18 protein-coding genes and 1 pseudogene are annotated in these 17,566 nt (G+C 61.0%); 10 read left to right on the top strand and 9 right to left on the bottom strand.

Features of this window, described 5'->3' with window-relative positions; translation table 11 throughout:
* Positions 1-59: 59 nt before the first annotated feature.
* Complete coding sequence (locus QDY28_RS18525; RefSeq protein WP_331383118.1) at positions 60-785, top strand: YdcF family protein; 726 nt, start codon at positions 60-62, stop codon at positions 783-785.
* 97 nt (positions 786-882) lie between these two features.
* Complete coding sequence (locus QDY28_RS18520; RefSeq protein ID WP_331383117.1) at positions 883-1,683, top strand: lysophospholipid acyltransferase family protein; 801 nt, start codon at positions 883-885, stop codon at positions 1,681-1,683.
* Here QDY28_RS18520 and QDY28_RS18515 read toward each other — a convergent pair.
* Positions 1,680-2,213 (bottom strand): gamma-glutamylcyclotransferase, encoded by a 534-nt coding sequence (locus tag QDY28_RS18515; RefSeq protein ID WP_331383116.1) that lies wholly within the window; start codon positions 2,211-2,213, stop codon positions 1,680-1,682. The two genes, QDY28_RS18520 and QDY28_RS18515, sit on opposite strands and share 4 nt — an antisense overlap.
* Positions 2,214-2,264: 51 nt before the next feature.
* Here QDY28_RS18515 and QDY28_RS18510 point away from each other — a divergent pair, with 51 nt between their 5' ends.
* Positions 2,265-3,278, top strand: coding sequence for a DUF2125 domain-containing protein (locus tag QDY28_RS18510; RefSeq protein ID WP_331383115.1), 1,014 nt, complete (start codon positions 2,265-2,267; stop codon positions 3,276-3,278).
* A gap of 239 nt (positions 3,279-3,517) precedes the next feature.
* Here the strand turns inward: QDY28_RS18510 and QDY28_RS18505 are convergent, their stop codons facing one another.
* The 3 genes from QDY28_RS18505 to QDY28_RS18495 form a co-directional block, all read right to left on the bottom strand.
* Complete coding sequence (locus QDY28_RS18505) at positions 3,518-4,447, bottom strand: prephenate/arogenate dehydrogenase family protein (protein WP_331383114.1); 930 nt, start codon at positions 4,445-4,447, stop codon at positions 3,518-3,520.
* On the bottom strand, positions 4,444-5,553 hold the full coding sequence (gene hisC / locus QDY28_RS18500; protein ID WP_331383113.1) for a histidinol-phosphate transaminase: 1,110 nt from the start codon (positions 5,551-5,553) through the stop codon (positions 4,444-4,446). Before hisC ends, QDY28_RS18505 begins: the two co-directional genes overlap by 4 nt.
* A 207-nt stretch (positions 5,554-5,760) precedes the next feature.
* Positions 5,761-6,540, bottom strand: a complete 780-nt coding sequence (locus tag QDY28_RS18495; protein WP_331383112.1) for a class I SAM-dependent methyltransferase — start codon at positions 6,538-6,540, stop codon at positions 5,761-5,763.
* A gap of 53 nt (positions 6,541-6,593) precedes the next feature.
* Between QDY28_RS18495 and gloB the strand changes: the two genes are divergently transcribed.
* From gloB to QDY28_RS18475, 4 genes are all read left to right on the top strand, one after another.
* Positions 6,594-7,364, top strand: coding sequence for a hydroxyacylglutathione hydrolase (gloB, locus tag QDY28_RS18490; RefSeq protein WP_028754810.1), 771 nt, complete (start codon positions 6,594-6,596; stop codon positions 7,362-7,364).
* Positions 7,364-7,789 (top strand): cupin domain-containing protein, encoded by a 426-nt coding sequence (locus QDY28_RS18485; protein ID WP_331383111.1) that lies wholly within the window; start codon positions 7,364-7,366, stop codon positions 7,787-7,789. Before gloB ends, QDY28_RS18485 begins: the two co-directional genes overlap by 1 nt.
* A gap of 178 nt (positions 7,790-7,967) precedes the next feature.
* Positions 7,968-9,083, top strand: a complete 1,116-nt coding sequence (locus tag QDY28_RS18480; protein WP_331383110.1) for an esterase — start codon at positions 7,968-7,970, stop codon at positions 9,081-9,083.
* Positions 9,084-9,174: 91 nt separating this feature from the next.
* Positions 9,175-9,612 (top strand): VOC family protein, encoded by a 438-nt coding sequence (locus QDY28_RS18475; RefSeq protein WP_331383109.1) that lies wholly within the window; start codon positions 9,175-9,177, stop codon positions 9,610-9,612.
* Positions 9,613-9,624: 12 nt separating this feature from the next.
* On the opposite strand, the gene yddG is transcribed toward QDY28_RS18475, so the two are convergent.
* Both yddG and QDY28_RS18465 read right to left on the bottom strand, forming a co-directional pair.
* Complete coding sequence (gene yddG, locus QDY28_RS18470; RefSeq protein WP_331383108.1) at positions 9,625-10,524, bottom strand: aromatic amino acid exporter YddG; 900 nt, start codon at positions 10,522-10,524, stop codon at positions 9,625-9,627.
* Positions 10,525-10,567: 43 nt separating this feature from the next.
* Positions 10,568-11,344: a DUF3108 domain-containing protein gene (locus QDY28_RS18465; protein ID WP_331383107.1), complete on the bottom strand. Its 777-nt coding sequence runs from the start codon at positions 11,342-11,344 to the stop codon at positions 10,568-10,570.
* 238 nt (positions 11,345-11,582) lie between these two features.
* Between QDY28_RS18465 and rpmB the strand changes: the two genes are divergently transcribed.
* Complete coding sequence (gene rpmB, locus QDY28_RS18460; RefSeq protein ID WP_283056090.1) at positions 11,583-11,882, top strand: 50S ribosomal protein L28; 300 nt, start codon at positions 11,583-11,585, stop codon at positions 11,880-11,882.
* Between the two features lie 112 nt (positions 11,883-11,994).
* Positions 11,995-12,633, top strand: coding sequence for a queuosine precursor transporter (locus tag QDY28_RS18455; RefSeq protein WP_331383106.1), 639 nt, complete (start codon positions 11,995-11,997; stop codon positions 12,631-12,633).
* A 276-nt stretch (positions 12,634-12,909) separates the two neighbouring features.
* Here QDY28_RS18455 and QDY28_RS18450 read toward each other — a convergent pair whose 3' ends face one another.
* Positions 12,910-13,416, bottom strand: coding sequence for a MarR family winged helix-turn-helix transcriptional regulator (locus QDY28_RS18450; RefSeq protein ID WP_331383105.1), 507 nt, complete (start codon positions 13,414-13,416; stop codon positions 12,910-12,912).
* Between the two features lie 60 nt (positions 13,417-13,476).
* On the opposite strand from QDY28_RS18450, the gene QDY28_RS18445 reads away from it, so the two are divergent.
* Positions 13,477-14,445, top strand: coding sequence for a quinone oxidoreductase family protein (locus QDY28_RS18445; protein WP_331383104.1), 969 nt, complete (start codon positions 13,477-13,479; stop codon positions 14,443-14,445).
* A 14-nt stretch (positions 14,446-14,459) separates the two neighbouring features.
* Here QDY28_RS18445 and QDY28_RS18440 read toward each other — a convergent pair.
* A pseudogene (locus tag QDY28_RS18440) lies at positions 14,460-15,467 on the bottom strand (esterase-like activity of phytase family protein); the annotation flags it as partial.
* Positions 15,468-15,655: 188 nt separating this feature from the next.
* Positions 15,656-17,548 (bottom strand): cobaltochelatase subunit CobT, encoded by a 1,893-nt coding sequence (cobT, locus tag QDY28_RS18435; protein WP_331383103.1) that lies wholly within the window; start codon positions 17,546-17,548, stop codon positions 15,656-15,658.
* Positions 17,549-17,566: the final 18 nt, after the last annotated feature.

Raw genomic sequence — 17,566 nt, 5'->3', positions numbered from 1 at the left:
ATGATTTTTTACGATCTAACGACCCGTTACTTGCCGCAATTTGCGCATAATGACGAATCATGAGCATGGACCTGACGACTCGCAAGACCGTGAGTTCGCAGACGTTGCGGGAGCAACCCCGCGGCGATAGGCCTGTGCGGCGTAGCCTCTTCCGCCGGTTTTTGCGCTGGGGCGGCTTCGGCTTCATCATCCTTGTCGCCATTGTCTTCGGCGGTTTCCTGCATTTCGCCGATTCGATCACCACGCTGAAGCCGCCGCCGGAGCCGAAGGCCGATGCCATCGTGGTATTGACCGGCGGCTATCAGCGCATAGGTCAGGCCGTGGAACTGCTGCGCACCGGCGCCGGCAACCGGCTGCTGATCTCGGGCGTCCATCCGACCACCACGCCGTCGCAAATCCGCAAACTGACCCAAAGCCCCGTCAGCCTCTTCAACTGCTGCGTCGATGTCGGCTATGACGCCCTCGACACCATCGGCAATGCGCGCGAGGCCGCGAAATGGATTCACGCCAGAGGCTACAAGAGCATTCTGGTGGTGACCAACAACTATCATATGCCGCGCAGCCTCGCCGAGTTGAAATATGTCGATCCGGGCACCGATTTCATCCCCTACCCGGTGGTCAATTCCGATCTCAAGACGAAGAACTGGTTCACCGATCCCAACGCGCTGCGCACGATGCTTTACGAATATGCCAAGGTTCTTCTCGCCGGCGCCCGCAATCTCACCGGCCTTGGACGCCCGCTCGGCTTGCGCTCGCGAGAGGCGGATGATGATGACCGGAGCTAACATCTTTGGCGAGACGCGACTGACTTTTTATTGACAGCGTAATCGTGTAGGCAAAGCTTAGGATGCTGGCGAAAGCCGGCGTGTTGGGAAAGCCTTGATGATTACCTTGCGTTCGATCCTGTTCAATATGACCTTCTATGCCAACCTGATCATTCGCATGATCGTGCTTTCACCGATCTATTTTCTGATGCCGCGCAAGGCCGGCTATGCGATTCCCAAAGCTTGGGCGAAATCCAGCGTCTGGCTGATGGAAAAGATCGTCGGCACCACCTTCGAAATCGAGGGCTTGGAGAATATTCCCGCCGGCAGCTACATCTTTGCCCCGAAACATCAATCCTTCTGGGATACCTTCGCGCTGCTGCCCTATCTCGACGATCCCGTCTACATCCTGAAGCGGGAGCTGATGTGGATTCCGCTGTTCGGCTGGTATGCGAAGAAGCAGCGCATGATTCCGGTCGACCGAAGCGCCCGCGGCAAGGTGATGTTTGACGTGCTGAAGCGCACGCGGGAAGAGCTTTCCACCGGCCGTCAGTTGATCATTTATCCCGAAGGCACCCGCCGGCCGCCGGGCGCCGAACCGGTCTACAAATACGGCATTGCACGCATGTATCGCGATCTCGACATTCCGGTCGTCGCGGTGGCCATGCATCCCGGTCTGTTCTGGCCGCGCCACACCTTCCGTAAATATCCCGGCCATTTCAAGGTGCGCATCCTGCCTCCGATCCCGCCAGGCCTCGACCCCGACGCTTTCTTCGCACGGCTGATGGAGGAGACGGAAAAGGCAAGCGACGAATTGCTGGTCGAAACCATCGCCAATAATTCGCATTTGCCGATCCCGCCCACGGCGGCACAGCGCCTGGCGGAGATCGCCAAAGCGAAAGTGGCTGCCGCGGTTTAAGACGCTTCCCGCATCCGCTCGATCTCGCCGGCTACCTGTTCCAGCCATTGGTCGCGAATGCCCATCTCGCGCAGGTGCGCCAGCGTGTTGAAGACATAGGCATCGTTCGGCCCGGACTGTCCGACGGCGGAATCGACGATATGGGCGGCCTCGATAGCGTCGAGCGTACCGGCATATTGCTGATGATACCGGTCGACGATATAGGCGACGGCGGTCACCTTTCGGCCATCGGCGAGGCGAATGGGCAGCATCCTTTCCAGATAGACGTTGGTGACCAGCTCGCGCTCGCGCAGATAATTCAGGACCTCCTCCCACTCGGCGGCGGCTATGCTGAATGCCATGCCGCGGCAGGAGCCGCCATGATCGAGGCCAAGCACCAGGCCGGGATTTGCCTGCGTGCCGCGATGGACCCAGGAATGGACGCAAAGGGAGCGGCGGTAGCCGAAAATCAAGGCCTCTGCTTTTTCAACATAGCTAAACCCCGGATTCCACATGAGTGATCCGTAGCCAAACACCCAAAATTCGTCCATATCCAACGCCAAATCACTGTGAACACATCGGTTCAACCATTGGAGAACAACATGGCAGCGTCAAGCCAGAGCGTAGCATCCGGCAGAGGCAGACGCGTGTGGCTCATCGGGCTTGGGCTGATCGTGATCCTCGCCGGGCTTTATACCGGCGGATGGTTCTATGCGACGACGATAGTGAAGACGACCGTGCTGAAGGCGCTCGGCGAGCAGAACGCCGCCGGCATCTCGGGCGAATGCAGCGACATGGCCTTCAGCGGTTTTCCCTTCTCCATCGGCCTTTCCTGCGCCAAGGTGACCGTCGATGACCATGTGAAAGGCGTCTCGGCCTCCTTCGACAATCTCAATGCCTCAGCGCCGGTCTACCAGCCGAACCATGTCGGCTGGAGCTTGAAATCGCCGGCAGAACTTCGTACCGCACAGGGCTTGACGGTATCGGCCGAGTGGACCGATCTGCAATCGAACCTCGTCGCCAAGGGCCGCGGCGTCGCGCAGAGCGAGACCGTCATCGATGGGCTGAAGGCCGGCATCGTCTCCTCCTTCACCGGCCAGAGCGCCGATGTGACCGCCGCACACACCGAAATGCACGCACGCCAGAACGGCGAAGACCTGGAGCTGGCGATCGGCATCGAAAATGCCACGGCAGTCATCAAGAATTTTCCGCAAACGCTGCCGACGGCATCGACAAGCGCCGATATCACCCTAACCGGCAAGGCCGGCCTTCTCGACGGCAGCGACGGACACGGCCTTTACGGCGCGACCGGCGTTTTGCGGCAGGTGGTGATCGATATCGGCGACGGCCGCATCATGACTCTTACCGGCCCCTTTAATTTCGACGATCAGGGCTTTCTGTCCGGCCAGTTCAAACTGGAGATCAATCAGATCGGACCATGGGGCGACAGCCTGAAGGCAACGATCCCGGGGGCCAAAAACATGATCGACACCGCCACGAAGCTCCTGAAATCGCTCGCAGCCGGCGGTGACAAAGTCTCGGTCGACCTCACCGCCGATCACGGACGCCTGTCCCTCAGCGGCTTTATCCCGCTCGGGAAGATTCCGCCGATTTGATAATCAACACCTTCGCCCCAGCGGGGGAGAAGGTGGACATGAACGGTGGAGCAAAACGAGGCCGAGATGGCCGGATGACGGGGCTTCGGAGCAAGCTTCGAAGGCCTTGAACGGGACGTCAAAGGCAATTCTCTGCCAGTAACCCCTCACCCCGCGGGTGCCGCGCGACCCTTCGGGGTTGAGCCACAGGTCTCAACCCGTCCTTCGGGACCCCCGCTGGGGCGAGGGTATGTTGATACTTACTTCTTCACATCCAGCGCGTGGCGACCGAAATCCGGCGCGTCGACGTCCTGGCCGGCCTCGACGATCGAGCGGCGAATGGCGCGGGTGCGGGTGAAGAGATCGAAGATCTTGTCACCCTCGCCCCAGCGGATCGCCCGCTGCAGATAGGCGAGGTCTTCCGAAAAACGCGCCAGCATTTCCAGGATGGCGTCGCGATTGTGCAGGCAGACGTCGCGCCACATGGTCGGGTCGGACGCGGCGAGACGGGTGAAGTCGCGGAAGCCCGAGGCGGAGTATTTGATCACTTCCGATTCCGTCACCGCCTCCAGATCATCCGCCGTGCCGACGATGTTATAGGCGATGAGATGCGGCAGATGCGATACGATCGCCAGCACCTTGTCATGATGGGCGGCATCCATTTCGTCGACGCGCGAGCCGAGCGATTCCCAGAAATGGCGAAGCTTCTTGATGGCAACTTCGTCCGTGCCGGGGATCGGCGTGAAAATGCACCAGCGGCCTTCGAACAGCCCGGCAAATCCGGCGTCAGGCCCGGACTTCTCCGTGCCCGCAATGGGATGGCCGGGAATGAAATGCACGTTGCCCGGCATATGCGGCTGCATCTGCGCGATGACGGACGCCTTGGTCGAACCGACGTCGGTGACGATGGCGCCCGGCTTCAAATGGGCGGAGATTTCCGCAGCGACACTTCCCGATGCGCCGACCGGCACGGAGACGATGACGAGATCAACATCCCTAACGGCTTCGGCCGACGACGGCGTATAGCGGCCGCCAAGCTTGAGTTCCTCGGCACGCTTCAGCGTCTCGGCGCTGCGCGTCGAGATCACCACCTCCTTGGCGAGGCCGAGCCGCTTGATATCATGGGCGATCGACGAGCCGATCAGGCCGATGCCGATCAGCGCGATACGGTCGAACTGCACGCTGCTCATGCCTTGCGTCCCATGAATTCGGTCAGCGCGTCGATGACACCCAGATTGGCCTCTTCCGTGCCGATGCTCATGCGCAGCGAATTCGGGAAGCCGTAGGCACGCACCGCGCGCAGGATATAACCGCGGCTGGTCAGGAACTCATCGGCATCGGCGGCGCGCTTGCCCTCGACGTCGGGGAAGTGGACGAGCACGAAATTGGCGACCGACGGCGTTACTTCGAGGCCGATCGCCTCGAATGCCTTCGTCACCTTCTCGATCCAGAGCGTGTTGTGCGCCACGGCCTTCTGGGTGAAAGCTTGGTCGCGGATGGCGGCGGCACCTGCGGCAATGGCTGCCGCGTTCATGTTGAACGGGCCACGCACGCGGTTCAGCGCATCCACCACATCGGCCGGCCCATACATCCAGCCGACGCGCAGCGCCGCAAGCCCGTAGATCTTCGAAAAGGTGCGGGTCATAACGACATTGGGGTTCGAGGAGACGAGCTCGAGGCCCGCCTCATAGTCGTTGCGGCGGACATATTCGGCATAGGCGGCGTCGAGCACGAGGATGACATGCTTCGGCAGACCCGCCTGCAGACGGCGGATTTCGTTGACCGGAACATAGGTCCCGGTCGGATTGGCCGGATTGGCGATGAAGACGATCTTCGTCCGCTCGGTTACCGCGGCAAGGATCGCGTCGACATCGACGGTGCGATCCTTTTCCTTGACCGTGACCGGCGTCGCGCCGGCGGCCAGGATCTGGATCTTGTAGATCAGGAAGCCGTGCTCGGTGATGATGCCCTCATCGCCGGCGCCGAGATAGACATGGCAGAGCAGACCGAGCAGCTCGTCGGAACCGTTGCCGCAGAGGATATTGGCAGTGTTCAGACCATGAACGTCGGCGATCGCCTGGCGCAGCTCCGTGGCCTGCCCGTCCGGATAGCGTTCCAAGTGTTCACCGGCTGCGCGGAAAGCTTCGATGGCCTTCGGGCTTGCACCGAACGGCGTCTCGTTCGAGGAAAGCTTGAACACCCGCGCCACGCCGTGCGCATGCTCCTTGCCCGGCACATAGGCGGCGATATCGAGAATGCCGGGGCGCGGGACGGGCTTGTTCATTTCCATGCTCATGGGATCGACCTTGGGAAGGGCCGGAAAATTCCGGCTTTAGACACCCCGTCGCATTAATGCGGATTGACGAATTTGTCGAGTGTTTGCCGGTAGGCTAGAGCATCCCGCCTTCAGGTGGAATCACCTGCAAGCGGATAAGATGCTCTAGATTCAAAAGATCAGAGCGACCTTTGTGCGTTCAAATGAACGCACGGCGCTCTGGCCAGATCATGCACCGTCGCGCGTGGTCGGAATGCCGCGCGGCGCCAGCACCGGCACGAAGACGCGGCGCGAGGCGCGGACAGCGACCGGCAGCCCCTGATAGAGCCGCTTCTGCGCTTCGACGATGATGACGCCGGAGAAGGCCGGCCAGAGGGTGCGCCCTATCCGCTCGAAGGCGCGTCTGAGACGCAGGACGGTGCGCAGTTTCGAAGGCGGAAAGAACAGCGCCTCGGCGGTTGCTCCCGGGGTGAAGTTGGTCTCGCGCAGCAACGAGGTGAGCTGCCCACGCGAATAGGGTCGGCCGGAGCCGAAGGGCGTATGCTCCATGCGTGCCCACACGCCCGTGCGGTTCGGCACGACGATGACCAGCCGACCGCCGGGCGCCAGCACCCGCCAAAGCTCCTTCAGCGTTTCGCGGGGGCTCTCGGCGAATTCCAGCGAATGCACCATCAGCACCCGGTCGATGGAACTATCCGGCAGCGGCAATTCCTCATCGAAGATCAGTGCTGTCGAGGAAACCGAGTCCATGGGCCAGTTCACGGCACCCTGCCCTGCCGGCATGAAGGCGAACGTGCGCTCGGTGTCGGCACGGAAACGATCGAGATAGGGGACGGCATAGCCGAGACCGACAAGACGCTCATCCGGCAGCCGCGACCAGATCGAGGAAAGCGCCATGGCGATAGACTGCTCGGCCAAGCGTCCAAGCTCGGAATGATAGAATTGACGGAGATCGACGATATCGGCGTGCATCGGCGCAAATGTTATCAGCCGCCCGTTGGACTTCAAGGCCGAACCGCCTACATTCCGATTCAACCGCATCGATGAGGACTATTTCGACCATGAAACCCTTGGAATTAGAGGTATTTATCTGCCGCTCCGACAATTTCGGCGTGCTCGTCCATGATCCCGAAAGCGGTTACACGGCGTCGATCGACGCGCCGGAAGCCGAGCCGATCCTGGCGGCCGCCAAGCGTCGCGGCTGGACGATCAGCCACATCCTCACCACCCATCATCACACCGATCATGTCGAAGGCAATCTGACGCTGAAGGAGCAATTCGGCTGCGAGATCATCGGCCCGATCAACGAAGCCGTCGCCATACCCGGCCTCGACCGGTCCGTCAGCGACGGTGACACCTTCGAATTCGGCGACCACACCGTCAACGTGATCGAGACGCCGGGCCACACGGCCGGCCATGTCTGTTATCACTTCGAGGATGACAAGCTGCTTTTTGCCGCCGACACGCTCTTTGCGCTCGGCTGCGGCCGGCTGTTCGAACGGCCCGCGGCCGATATGTGGGCATCCCTGCAGAAGCTTGCCGTGTTGCCGGACGAAACGGCGATCTATTTCGGCCACGAATATACGCTGTCCAACGCCCGTTTTGCCGTTACCATCGATCCCGACAATGAAAGGCTGAAGGCGCGCGCCGCCGACATCGAGGCGCTGAGGGCCGAAGGCAAATTCACCATTCCGACGACGCTTGCGCTCGAAAAGGAGACCAATCCGTTCCTGCGCGCCGCCGATCCGTCGATCCGCAGGCATCTGCTGATGGAAAGCCGCAGCAACGAGGAAGTCTTTGCCGAAATCCGCAAGCGCAAGGACAATTTCTGATGCGGCCGGAAGAGATCATCGAGGCGCTCTCCATGCAGCCGCATCCGGAAGGCGGCTGGTATGTACAGACATTCCGCGATGAGCATGGCGGAACCCGCGGCCATTCGACCGCGATCTACTACCTGTTGCAGGCGGGCGAGCGCTCGCATTGGCACCGGGTGCGCGATGCCGCGGAAGTCTGGCACTATTATGCCGGTGCGCCGCTTGCGCTGTATCGCTCCGCCGACGGCAAGGCGCGCGAGACCATCGTCCTCGGCATCGACTTCGCAAAAGGCGAGCGTCCACAGGCAATCGTCCCCGCCGACTGGTGGCAGGCCGCCGAAAGTCTCGGCGACTTCACCCTCGTCGGCTGCACGGTCGCGCCGGGCTTCGATTTCTCCAGCTTCGAAATGGCAGCTCCAGGCTGGAAGCCTTCATCGATCTAAGTTTTTTCGCATTGCCTGCTAGTCCACACGACCTAAGGTGGCTGCTTTGCGGGGGGAGCCGTCTTGAAAATGCGCGATCCTGCGTCAGCTTTACACGGGGAGAGAGAGAATTGCTCGATGTGGAGGAGGTTTTTTCGTGCGTTTGTTGTTTCCGATATTTGTCCTGGCGGGGTGCGTGATGAGCCTTCCCGCCGCTGCCCTTGACGCTCCCGCCGCACCGCCGGCGGACCGTCCGCTGAAGGAATTCGTTACCTCGGTCGAGAAGGACGGATCGATCACCTTCCGCCTCTACGCCCCTTCGGCAAAAGCCGTGGCAGTCCATCTCGGCTCGCATGATCCGATCGCGCTGCAACGCAGCGATGATGGCATTTGGACTGGTAAAACCGAGCCGTTGAAACCCAACCTCTATGAGTACTACTTCAATGTCGACGGCTTTCGCAGTATCGATCCCGGCACGAATTCGCCCAAGCCGCAGCGGCAGGTGAACACCAGCCTCATTCTGGTGCCTGGCAGCATCCTCGATACGCGCAACGTTCCGCACGGCGACCTGCGGCTGGTGACGTTGCATTCCAAAGCGCTCAATTCGGAGCGCCAGATGTACGTCTATACGCCGCCCGGCTACAGCGACCCTTCGAAGCCCCTGCCCGTCCTCTATCTCTATCACGGCTTCGGCGACACGGCCGCGTCCTGGGTCGAACAGGGCCGAGCACCGCAGATCCTCGACAATCTGCTGGCGGAAAAGAAGATCGAGCCGATGATCGTCGTCATTCCGGATACGGAAACCGATGTGCCGGATGCGATTGCCGAGAATTTTCCTGCCGCCGAACGGCGCAAGGACTTCTATCCCGCAAATGCTGAAGCAGCCGATCGCGAACTCATCGAGGATCTCATCCCCTATATGAATAGCCATTACCAGGTGCGCAGCGATGCTGACGGACGCGCGGTGGCCGGCCTGTCGCAGGGCGGATACCAGGCGCTCGTCTCCGGCCTCTCGCATCTCGGCACTTTCGGCTGGATCGGGACCTTCAGCGGGGTCAGCACGACCACCGTGCCGAACAAGGCCGTCGACGCGGCCCTGAACGAGCCGGACAAGATCAACAAGGCTCTGCGCAACCTCACGGTGACGGTCGGAAGCAAGGATCAGGTCGTCGGCAAGGATGTCGCCGGCCTGAAGGCCGTATTGGACGACAAGAAGATCGCTCACGACTATCACGAATATCAGGACCTCCAGCATGAGATGGATGTCTGGCGGCCCTCGCTCGTGGCCTTTCTGGAAAAAGTCTTCAAGAAATGACATCCGGGTCAGGCCGTAGACTCATAAGCTTATTCACCTGGCAAGTAGTTTCATAGTTTACGGCCTGGACGACACTTTGGAGTTTGGACACATGGCGCTCAAGCGGATGGACAACATAGGAATCGTCGTCGATGACCTCGAAGGGACGATTGATTTCTTTCGCGAGCTCGGCCTTGAGCTCGAAGGGCGAGCCACGATTGAAGGAGAATGGGCCGGACGTGTCACTGGACTGGGCGATCAGCGCGTCGAGATTGCCATGATGCGCACGCCGGACGGCCACAGCCGGCTCGAGCTATCCCGCTTCCTCACGCCGCCTATCGTCGCGGATCACCGCAACGCCCCGGTCAACGCTCTCGGCTACCTCCGCGTCATGTTCACCGTGGATGACATCGACGAGACGCTTGAAAGGCTCCGCAATCGCGGCGCGCAGCTCGTGGGCGAAGTCGTCCAGTATAAGGACGCGTATCGGCTCTGCTACATCCGCGGGCCTGGAGAGCTTCTCATCGGACTCGCCCAAGAATTGAGCTGACCGTGGCGGAAACTATTCCGCCGCTTCCGCCTGCGCTCTTTCGGCACTATCTCGACGCAGGATCATGCGATGCGCCGCCAGCACTGCTCCGCCCGTGACCAGAAGGCAAGCAAGCGCGATTCCCCAGCTTGGTTCGGCAAAGCCGAAAAGCGTCAGGATTAGCGTCGAGAGCAGCGGCGCGGCATAGCTGGCTGCACCGAGAATCTGGATATCCCCGTTTTTGACACCATAATCCCAGGCATAAAAGGCAGCGCCCACCGGAAAGAGTCCAAGCCCGAGCACTGCGATCCACTGCGACGCCGCGTCCGGCCAGATCGTCTCCTCCAGGCCAAGATGGCAGACGAAGGAAAGGGCTGATGTCGCCAGGCAGAACATGGTGACGACATCGGTCGACACCGCCTCGAACCGGCGAGTGATCAGTGAATAGCCGGACCAGGTGAAGGCGCAGAGGAATGCCGCGCCGTAGCCGATGGCATAGGCTCCCTCGAAATGAAATCCGTTGCGCCCGACGATCAATACGGTGCCGGCAAGCCCCATCACCGCGCCGACGATAGGGTACCAGCGCAGCCGCTCGCCCGGCAGAAGCGCCGAGCCGACAACGATCAGCAGGGGCCAGAGATAGGCAATCAACCCCGCCTCGACCGCCGGCGCGTGCCGAAGCGCGGTGAAATAGAGGAAATGATAACCAAACAGCCCGGCAACGCCGGTGATCCAGACCTTGGCGGGCTGGCGCAACAGCCGCAGGCGCTCCGGCTTCAATGCGAGAACAAGGATGCCGGGAATGCTGCCGATAGCGAAACAGACGGCGAGCAATTGAAACGGCGGCATCTTGCCCGATGCCACCGTTAACAACGCCAGGAACGACCACATCACGATGGCCGCAAATCCCGTCAATGTCGCGCGAAACTTCAAGTCGGCCCCCAGTCTGTCGCCGCGGGCGTCTGCCAAAGCCCGTTTAGCTGCCGTATTTCACTGCGGTGATCGTCACCGTGCCGTATTGCGTCGGGATACGGACGTAGACAGGCGCATATACATTCATGGCATCTGCCTTGGCAAACCAGATCTCCATGCCGTCGCTCTTGGCGAGATAAAGGTAATCCTTGCGCGTTCCCTTGTAGCCGCTCTTCGGGGTGAAGCGCACGCCGCAAGCGATCGTCTTTCCCTTGAAGCCATCAGTCGAAAACGGGTGCGATCCCTTCGGCGACAATTTCAGATCCATGCGCATCTCACCGTCGAAGACGGACAAGGTCTGATTGCAGAGATTGAGATTGGGGGTAATCGGAAAGATCATCCCGGAAATCGGATCGAGCACCGAGTGCAGATCGCCGTTGCTGAGCGGAATCCAGCTTTGCGGCCGCTTCGGCTCCGGCGTGATCGTATTCGACGTCACATTGCCATTGGTATAGGCGACATCATAGGTGCGTTCCTTTTTGCCGCTTTTGTAAAAGAGCGTGTAATGCGTCGCCTGCAGCTTGTTATCGCCGACAGTGCCGGTCACATCGGTCCTCGCATCGATGGACGTGACAAGATCGGCAAGACCGGCTGACGTGATATCGCCCCGGATGGTGAACTGCTTATCCTTGACCTCGGTCTTGAAATCCGCTCTCGCGATCGGAAAACCGGCAAGCGCGACGCGATACTGCGTTTCATGCCGCAATTCCTCGGCCGATGCCATGCAGGGCATCGACGCCAGCAGAGCCGAAATGAAAAGCCACCTTCGAAAATGAACCATGACCGAAGCCTTCAACAACGAGCAGGCAGCATATATAGGCGCTTTATGCGCTTGCTGCGACAGTTAAGAAAACAGCAGCTTTTTGACGGAATTGCGGGAAAGCTCAAGGTTTGGCTTGACGTAGCCGGCCGCGCTGACTATAGAACCGCAACTTTCCAATTATGGCCTGTTGGATTGCGCGCCGGGTTTTGCCCGGAATGACTATCCGATGGCCAAGAAAAACAAAAGTAGGTGTTTCATGTCCCGCATGTGCGAATTGACCGGCAAGGCCGTCCTCGTGGGCAACAATGTCAGCCACGCCAACAACAAGACCAAGCGTCGGTTCCTGCCGAACCTCTGCCAGGTCACGCTGATTTCTGACGTTCTTGGCCAGCGTTACCGTCTGCGCGTTTCCGCTGCAGCACTCCGCTCGGTCGAGCATCGCGGCGGCCTCGACGCTTTCCTTATCAAGGCAAGCGAAAACGAGCTCAGCATGCGTGCCCGCCTGCTGCGTCGCCAGATCGTCAAGAAGACCGCTGAAGCTGCTGTAGCCGCCTAAGCCATACTTCTCGATATCATACGGGCTAAAAGGCTTGCACGGATAACGTCCGGACAGGCCTTTTTCCATGTCCGGTTTTCCTCCAACTGGTGGCATCACCCAGGATAAAAAAATGCTGAAATCACGCTATACGCTTATCTACGTGCTGCTGATGACGCTCGTCGTCGTCGCCTCCAACATCCTCGTGCAGTATCCGCTGCAGGTGATGCTCGCCGGCATCAATCTCGCGGATATCCTCACCTGGGGTGCTTTCACCTATCCCGTTGCCTTCCTGATCACCGACCTGACCAATCGCCAGTTCGGACCTCAGGCCGCGCGCAAGGTGGTGTTCGCCGGTTTCGTCGTCGGCGTTACACTCTCCTTCTTCACTGCGCAGCCGCGCATCGCGATCGCCTCCGGTTCGGCCTATCTTGCCGGCCAGCTTCTCGATATCTCGGTGTTCAACCGCCTGCGCCGCATGGCCTGGTGGCGTGCGCCGCTGTTCGGCTCGCTGATCGGCTCGATGCTGGACACGGTGATGTTCTTCTCCTTCGCCTTCGCGCCCTTCTTCGTCTTCTTCGGCCCGAACGATCCCTTTGCGATCGAATGGGCGCCGATCCTCGGTGCCTTCTCGACGTCGGCACCGCGCTGGATTTCCTGGGCGATCGGCGATTTCTCGGTGAAGATGACCGTCGGCCTCGTCATGCTGCTGCCCTATGGCGCGCTGATGAACGTGCTGAAGCCGTTGTCGCAGCAGCAGGCACGAGCCTGACCGTAAGCACCTGAATTAAGGCGGCCGGAAGCGACCGAAACCCCCTCCCAGCTCTTTCACGCGGCCTCGCCCATCGACATCTCTCACCCTATCTGAAGCCATTTGCTGGCAGTGCCGCAGATAGGCGCGGGCGAGATCGCCAAGCTCTATCCTCAAGACCGCTACGCAAGTTCATCGCGATTCGCGGCGGTATGAACGACCCCTTCGAGGGCGGTGGCGGCATAGGTCCCGCCACCGCGTCACGAGCACGATTACGATCGCTCGAGCTCGCGGCGATCAAGACTTTGTCGCAAGCGACGAACCGACCGGCGGCTCCTCCTTTACCGCATCTGCGAACTTGCGCATAAGCCGGACCAGTTCGTCGACTTCGTCCGGATTCCAGCTTTCGAAGATAGCGAGCCCGATCCTTTCGCGCGCCGCATCGACCAGATCAGTCATTGCCTTGCCTTTTTCGGTGATGACGGCCTCACGGACACGACGGTCGGCAGCACCACCCTTTCGCTCGACGAGCCCGAGGCTTTCCAGCTTTGCGATCTGGCGGCTGACGGTGGTGTAGTCCCGCCCGACGCGGTCGGCCATTTCCACCACACCGATCGGCCCGAACCGCTCGATGCCGACAAGCAACGGAAACAATGCCCGGTCCAGCGGAATTCCCGCCTCCTTGATCAGCACTTCATCGCGCTGCGGTCGATTTATCACCGCGACGATATCGAGAACCGCCCCATGCAGTTGACGCAATTGATCAGAGATATGTGTATTTTGCACTTTTTTTGTTGACGGCATTTCTGACTCCTCATATACGTGCATTATACACACACATAGAAATCCTAAAGGATAAATGTCATGAAAGCTGCAATCGTCAGAGAAGCCGGGCGCGCGCCCGTTTACGGAGATTTCGCCGAGCCGGTGCCGTCGGTAGGTGAGGTTCGCGTCACCGTTACCGCCGCTGCCACCAGCCATGTCGTCAAGGGCCGCGCCTCGGGCAAGCACTACAGCTCGCACGGCCAATTCCCCTTTGTCGTCGGCATTGACGGCGTGGGCCGGCTTGACGACGGGCGTCGGGTCTATTTCGTCGTGCCGAAGGCGCCGTTCGGCAGCATGGCGGAATACGCCGTCGTGTCTCCGGCCCATTGCATAGCCATGCCCGACGATATCGATGATATCACCGCTGCCGCCATTGCCAATCCCGGCATGTCCTCCTGGGCCGCCTTCACAGAACGTGCCCAACTCAAGGCCGGCGAGACCGTACTGATCAACGGCGCCACCGGCACCGCCGGCCGCCTCGCCGTGCAAATCGCCAAGCATCTCGGCGCAAGCAAGGTGATCGCCACCGGCCGCAACATCGACGCCCTACGCTCGCTCGCGGCGATTGGCGCCGATGTGACGATCCCCTTGGTGGAAAACGACGCCGCTCTGGAGGAGAGCTTCAAGCAACAATTCGCCGCGGGCGTAGACGTCGTCATCGACTACCTCTGGGGCAGAAGCGCCGAACGCCTCTTGATCGCCGCCGCCAAATTCAGCCGGGATGCCGTGCCCCTACGATTCGTGCAGATCGGTTCCAGCAGTGGGGCGGATATAACATTGCCGAGCGCCGTGCTGCGCTCTTCCGCAATCGAGCTTGTTGGCAGCGGCATCGGCAGTATATCGGTTGACGGGCTCGTCCAGGCAGTCGGCAAGCTGTTGCGGGCGACCACTCCGGCTGGCTTCACGGTCGCAGCAAAGCCCGTTCCCCTCTCCGACGTCGAACGGGCATGGCCGGAGGATGACAGCGCGCGGCGCACCGTCTTCACGATGAATGCCGCGATGTCCTGAGGCCGGTATTTCATGCTGACTGCCGTATCATCCCGCAGCCGGAATTCCAGCATCAGGCTCCGCTGCAGAATGGAATGGTTGTCGTCGGAGACCATGATCAGGTGGATCGTGCCGTCGGCGGCGCGGAAGGCGTCCAGTCCTTCCATGTTGTCGATCTGCAGATTAGACCCCGCCTGGAAGATGACGTTGGCGTCGACCACGGCGCCCGGCTTGATATCGTCGCCGGCAATGCGGCGGATACGCACGCCGATGCCATGCGCCAGATCGAAGCGCCGCTCCAGCAGCAGCAGATCGCCATCGGGCAGAAAAACGCCGTCGCTGGCGTCGAAATCGTCAGAGTGGCGCACCGTGAAGCGGCCCTTCAGCGGTCCGTCGAGGATCGCCGCCAGCATGTTCCCCTGGTCGTCGAGGCTGCGCTCCGCGACGATCACCGCTGCCCCCGCAAGCGGGCTCGATGGCGGCGCGATCATCAGGGCTTCCAGACTGCGGTTGGCCCGCAATCGCCTCTTCGGAATGAGGATCGGAATGCTGCCATCCGGCGGCGATGTCTCGAAACCGGGATCTGGATAGGTGTCGACGCGATGATTCTGCTCATAGCTGACGAGCACGTGATTGCCCCGCAGCGCCAGCCCCTCCGCATCCATCGCGCCTTTGCCGGCATCCGTCTCGCCGAAGCGATCGATCATCGGCATGATGCGGGCATCGACGATGCCCTTCAGCTTGCCGTCCTCGTCGCGCTCGATGGCGCCGGTCAGCCAATGGCCGGTATCCAGCACCGAAACGAAATGACGCTGATCCGGACGGAAGCGGATGGCGGAGAGGGCGCCGAGGAGCGCATTGCTCGAGCTGAGTTCGAGACCGCCGAGAAATTCGAGCGCGCCGAAGCGTGTTTGCTCGGCCCCGGGCTTGAACGCCGAAATCGCCATCGCATGGATGTTCGCAGACCCACTCTCCGAAGTATCCACGGTGCCACAGCCGGTGAGCAGCATCACAAGCATGGTCGCGCGGCAAAGGCGTTTCATGGGGCTCTCACAGGGGCCTTGCAACTAAAGCAATTCCAGAAAAAGTGCGCAGCGGTTTTCCGTCCGGAATTGCGTGAAAACAAAGAGATAGAGCAGTTCAGCGATTCCGTGAAGCGATGAACTGCTCTAGTCGAAAAATCGGCAGAAGCATCGGCCGGAAGGCCGATGCGGGATTGACTATCAGCTATTCAGCTTGCGCGACGCATGCGCGGCAGGCTCGCCTGATCCTCAAATAGCGATGCGAGCTGCTCGGTCATGGCGCCAGCCAACTCGTCGGCATCGACAATCGTGACGGCACGGCGATAGTAGCGCGTGACGTCGTGGCCGATACCGATCGCCAAAAGCTCCACGGGCGAACGCGTCTCGATCTGTTCGATCACGGCGCGTAGGTGCCGCTCCAGATAATTGCCCGGATTGACCGACAGCGTCGAATCGTCGACCGGCGCGCCATCCGAGATCATCATCAGGATGCGGCGCTGCTCGCGGCGGCCAAGCAGGCGGTTATGCGCCCAGATCAGCGCCTCGCCGTCGATATTTTCCTTGAGCAGGCCTTCGCGCATCATCAGGCCGAGATTGGTGCGCGCCCGCCGGTAAGGCTCGTCGGCCGATTTGTAGATGATGTGGCGGAGATCGTTGAGCCGGCCAGGCGTCTGCGGTTTGCCGCCGGCAAGCCATTTCTCGCGTGCCTGTCCGCCCTTCCAGGCCTTGGTGGTGAAGCCGAGAATTTCGACCTTGACGCCGCAGCGTTCCAGCGTGCGCGCCAGAATATCGGCGCAGGTGGCGGCGACGGTGATCGGCCGGCCGCGCATGGAACCGGAATTGTCGATCAACAACGTCACGACCGTATCGCGGAATTGCGTGTCGCGCTCCATCTTGAAGGAGAGCGCCTGCATGGGATCGATGATCAGACGCGTCAGACGCGCCGGGTCGAGATAGCCCTCTTCCAGATCGAAATCCCAGGCGCGGTTCTGCTGCGCCATTAGCCGGCGCTGCAGACGGTTGGCGAGCCGCCCCACGGCACCCTGCAGATGCGCGAGCTGCTTGTCGAGAAAGGCGCGCAGGCGCTCGAGTTCCACCGTGTCGCAGAGTTCCTGCGCCGTCGTCGTCTCGTCGAATTCCTCGGTGAAGACGTGGTAATCGACCTTTTCATTGAAATCGGCAAAGGGCGTGTTCGGACGGCGGGTTTCGCCCGGCGTCTCCGAATCCTCTTCGCCTTCTTCGCTCATGTCGTCGTCGGAGATTTCGGCGCCATCCATCTCGCCGTCGTCCATCTCCTCGTCGGAGGCTTCGCTGTCCTCGGCTGGTGCGGCGTCGGAGCCCTCATCGCTCTCGACATCCTGGTCGTCCTGGTCCTCGCCGCTCGGCTTGTCCTCCTCGGCAGACTCCTCGTCGGTGTCAGGCTCCATCTCCTCGTCGCCGTATTCCTCGGCCATTTCCATGGCCGTCAGCATATTGCGGACGACGCGCGCGAAGCTCTGCTGGTCGTTGATGGCAGAAAGCAGATTGTCGAGTTCGCCGCCGGTCTTGTCCTCGATGAAGGAGCGCCAGAGATCGAGCACCTTGCCGGCGCTTTGCGGCGGCTGCTGACCGGTCAGCTTCTCGCGCACGATCATCGCCATGGCCTCGCCGAGCGGCGCGTCTTCCTGCCGCTCGATGCCGGAGAAATTCGCCTTGGCGTATTTCTCCGAATTCATCGAATTGAGGTTGGCGGCCATGCCGCTCATGCGCAGTGCGCCGATCGATTCCACACGAGCCTGTTCGACGGCATCGAAGATGGAGCGCGCCTCGGCGCCCTGTGGCGCCATGGTGGCGTGCACGCGCGCATCGTGGCAGGCAAGCCTCAACGCCATGGAATCGCCGAGACCGCGGGTCACCGCCAGCTCATGCGCCGTCGGCCGCTTCGACAGCTCCGGCAGGCGAATGCGCTCGCCCGTCATTCCCGGGCGCTCGTTGGCGAAGGCCACCTCGACCTCGGCATCGCCGGCGATCGAGCGCACGCAGCCGGTAATCGCCCGACGCAACGGCTCCATGTCCACCGGAGCGCCCGGCTTCGCTTTGGAATTGTCTCCGCGACCTGCCATGACTTGCTGGCTCTTCCT

The sequence above is a fragment of the Rhizobium sp. BR 362 genome, from assembly GCF_036528765.1.
In the GTDB taxonomy this organism is placed as follows: domain Bacteria; phylum Pseudomonadota; class Alphaproteobacteria; order Rhizobiales; family Rhizobiaceae; genus Rhizobium.
The sequence above is the reverse complement of the archived record's forward strand: the minus strand, read 5'-3'. Positions and strand labels throughout refer to the sequence as shown.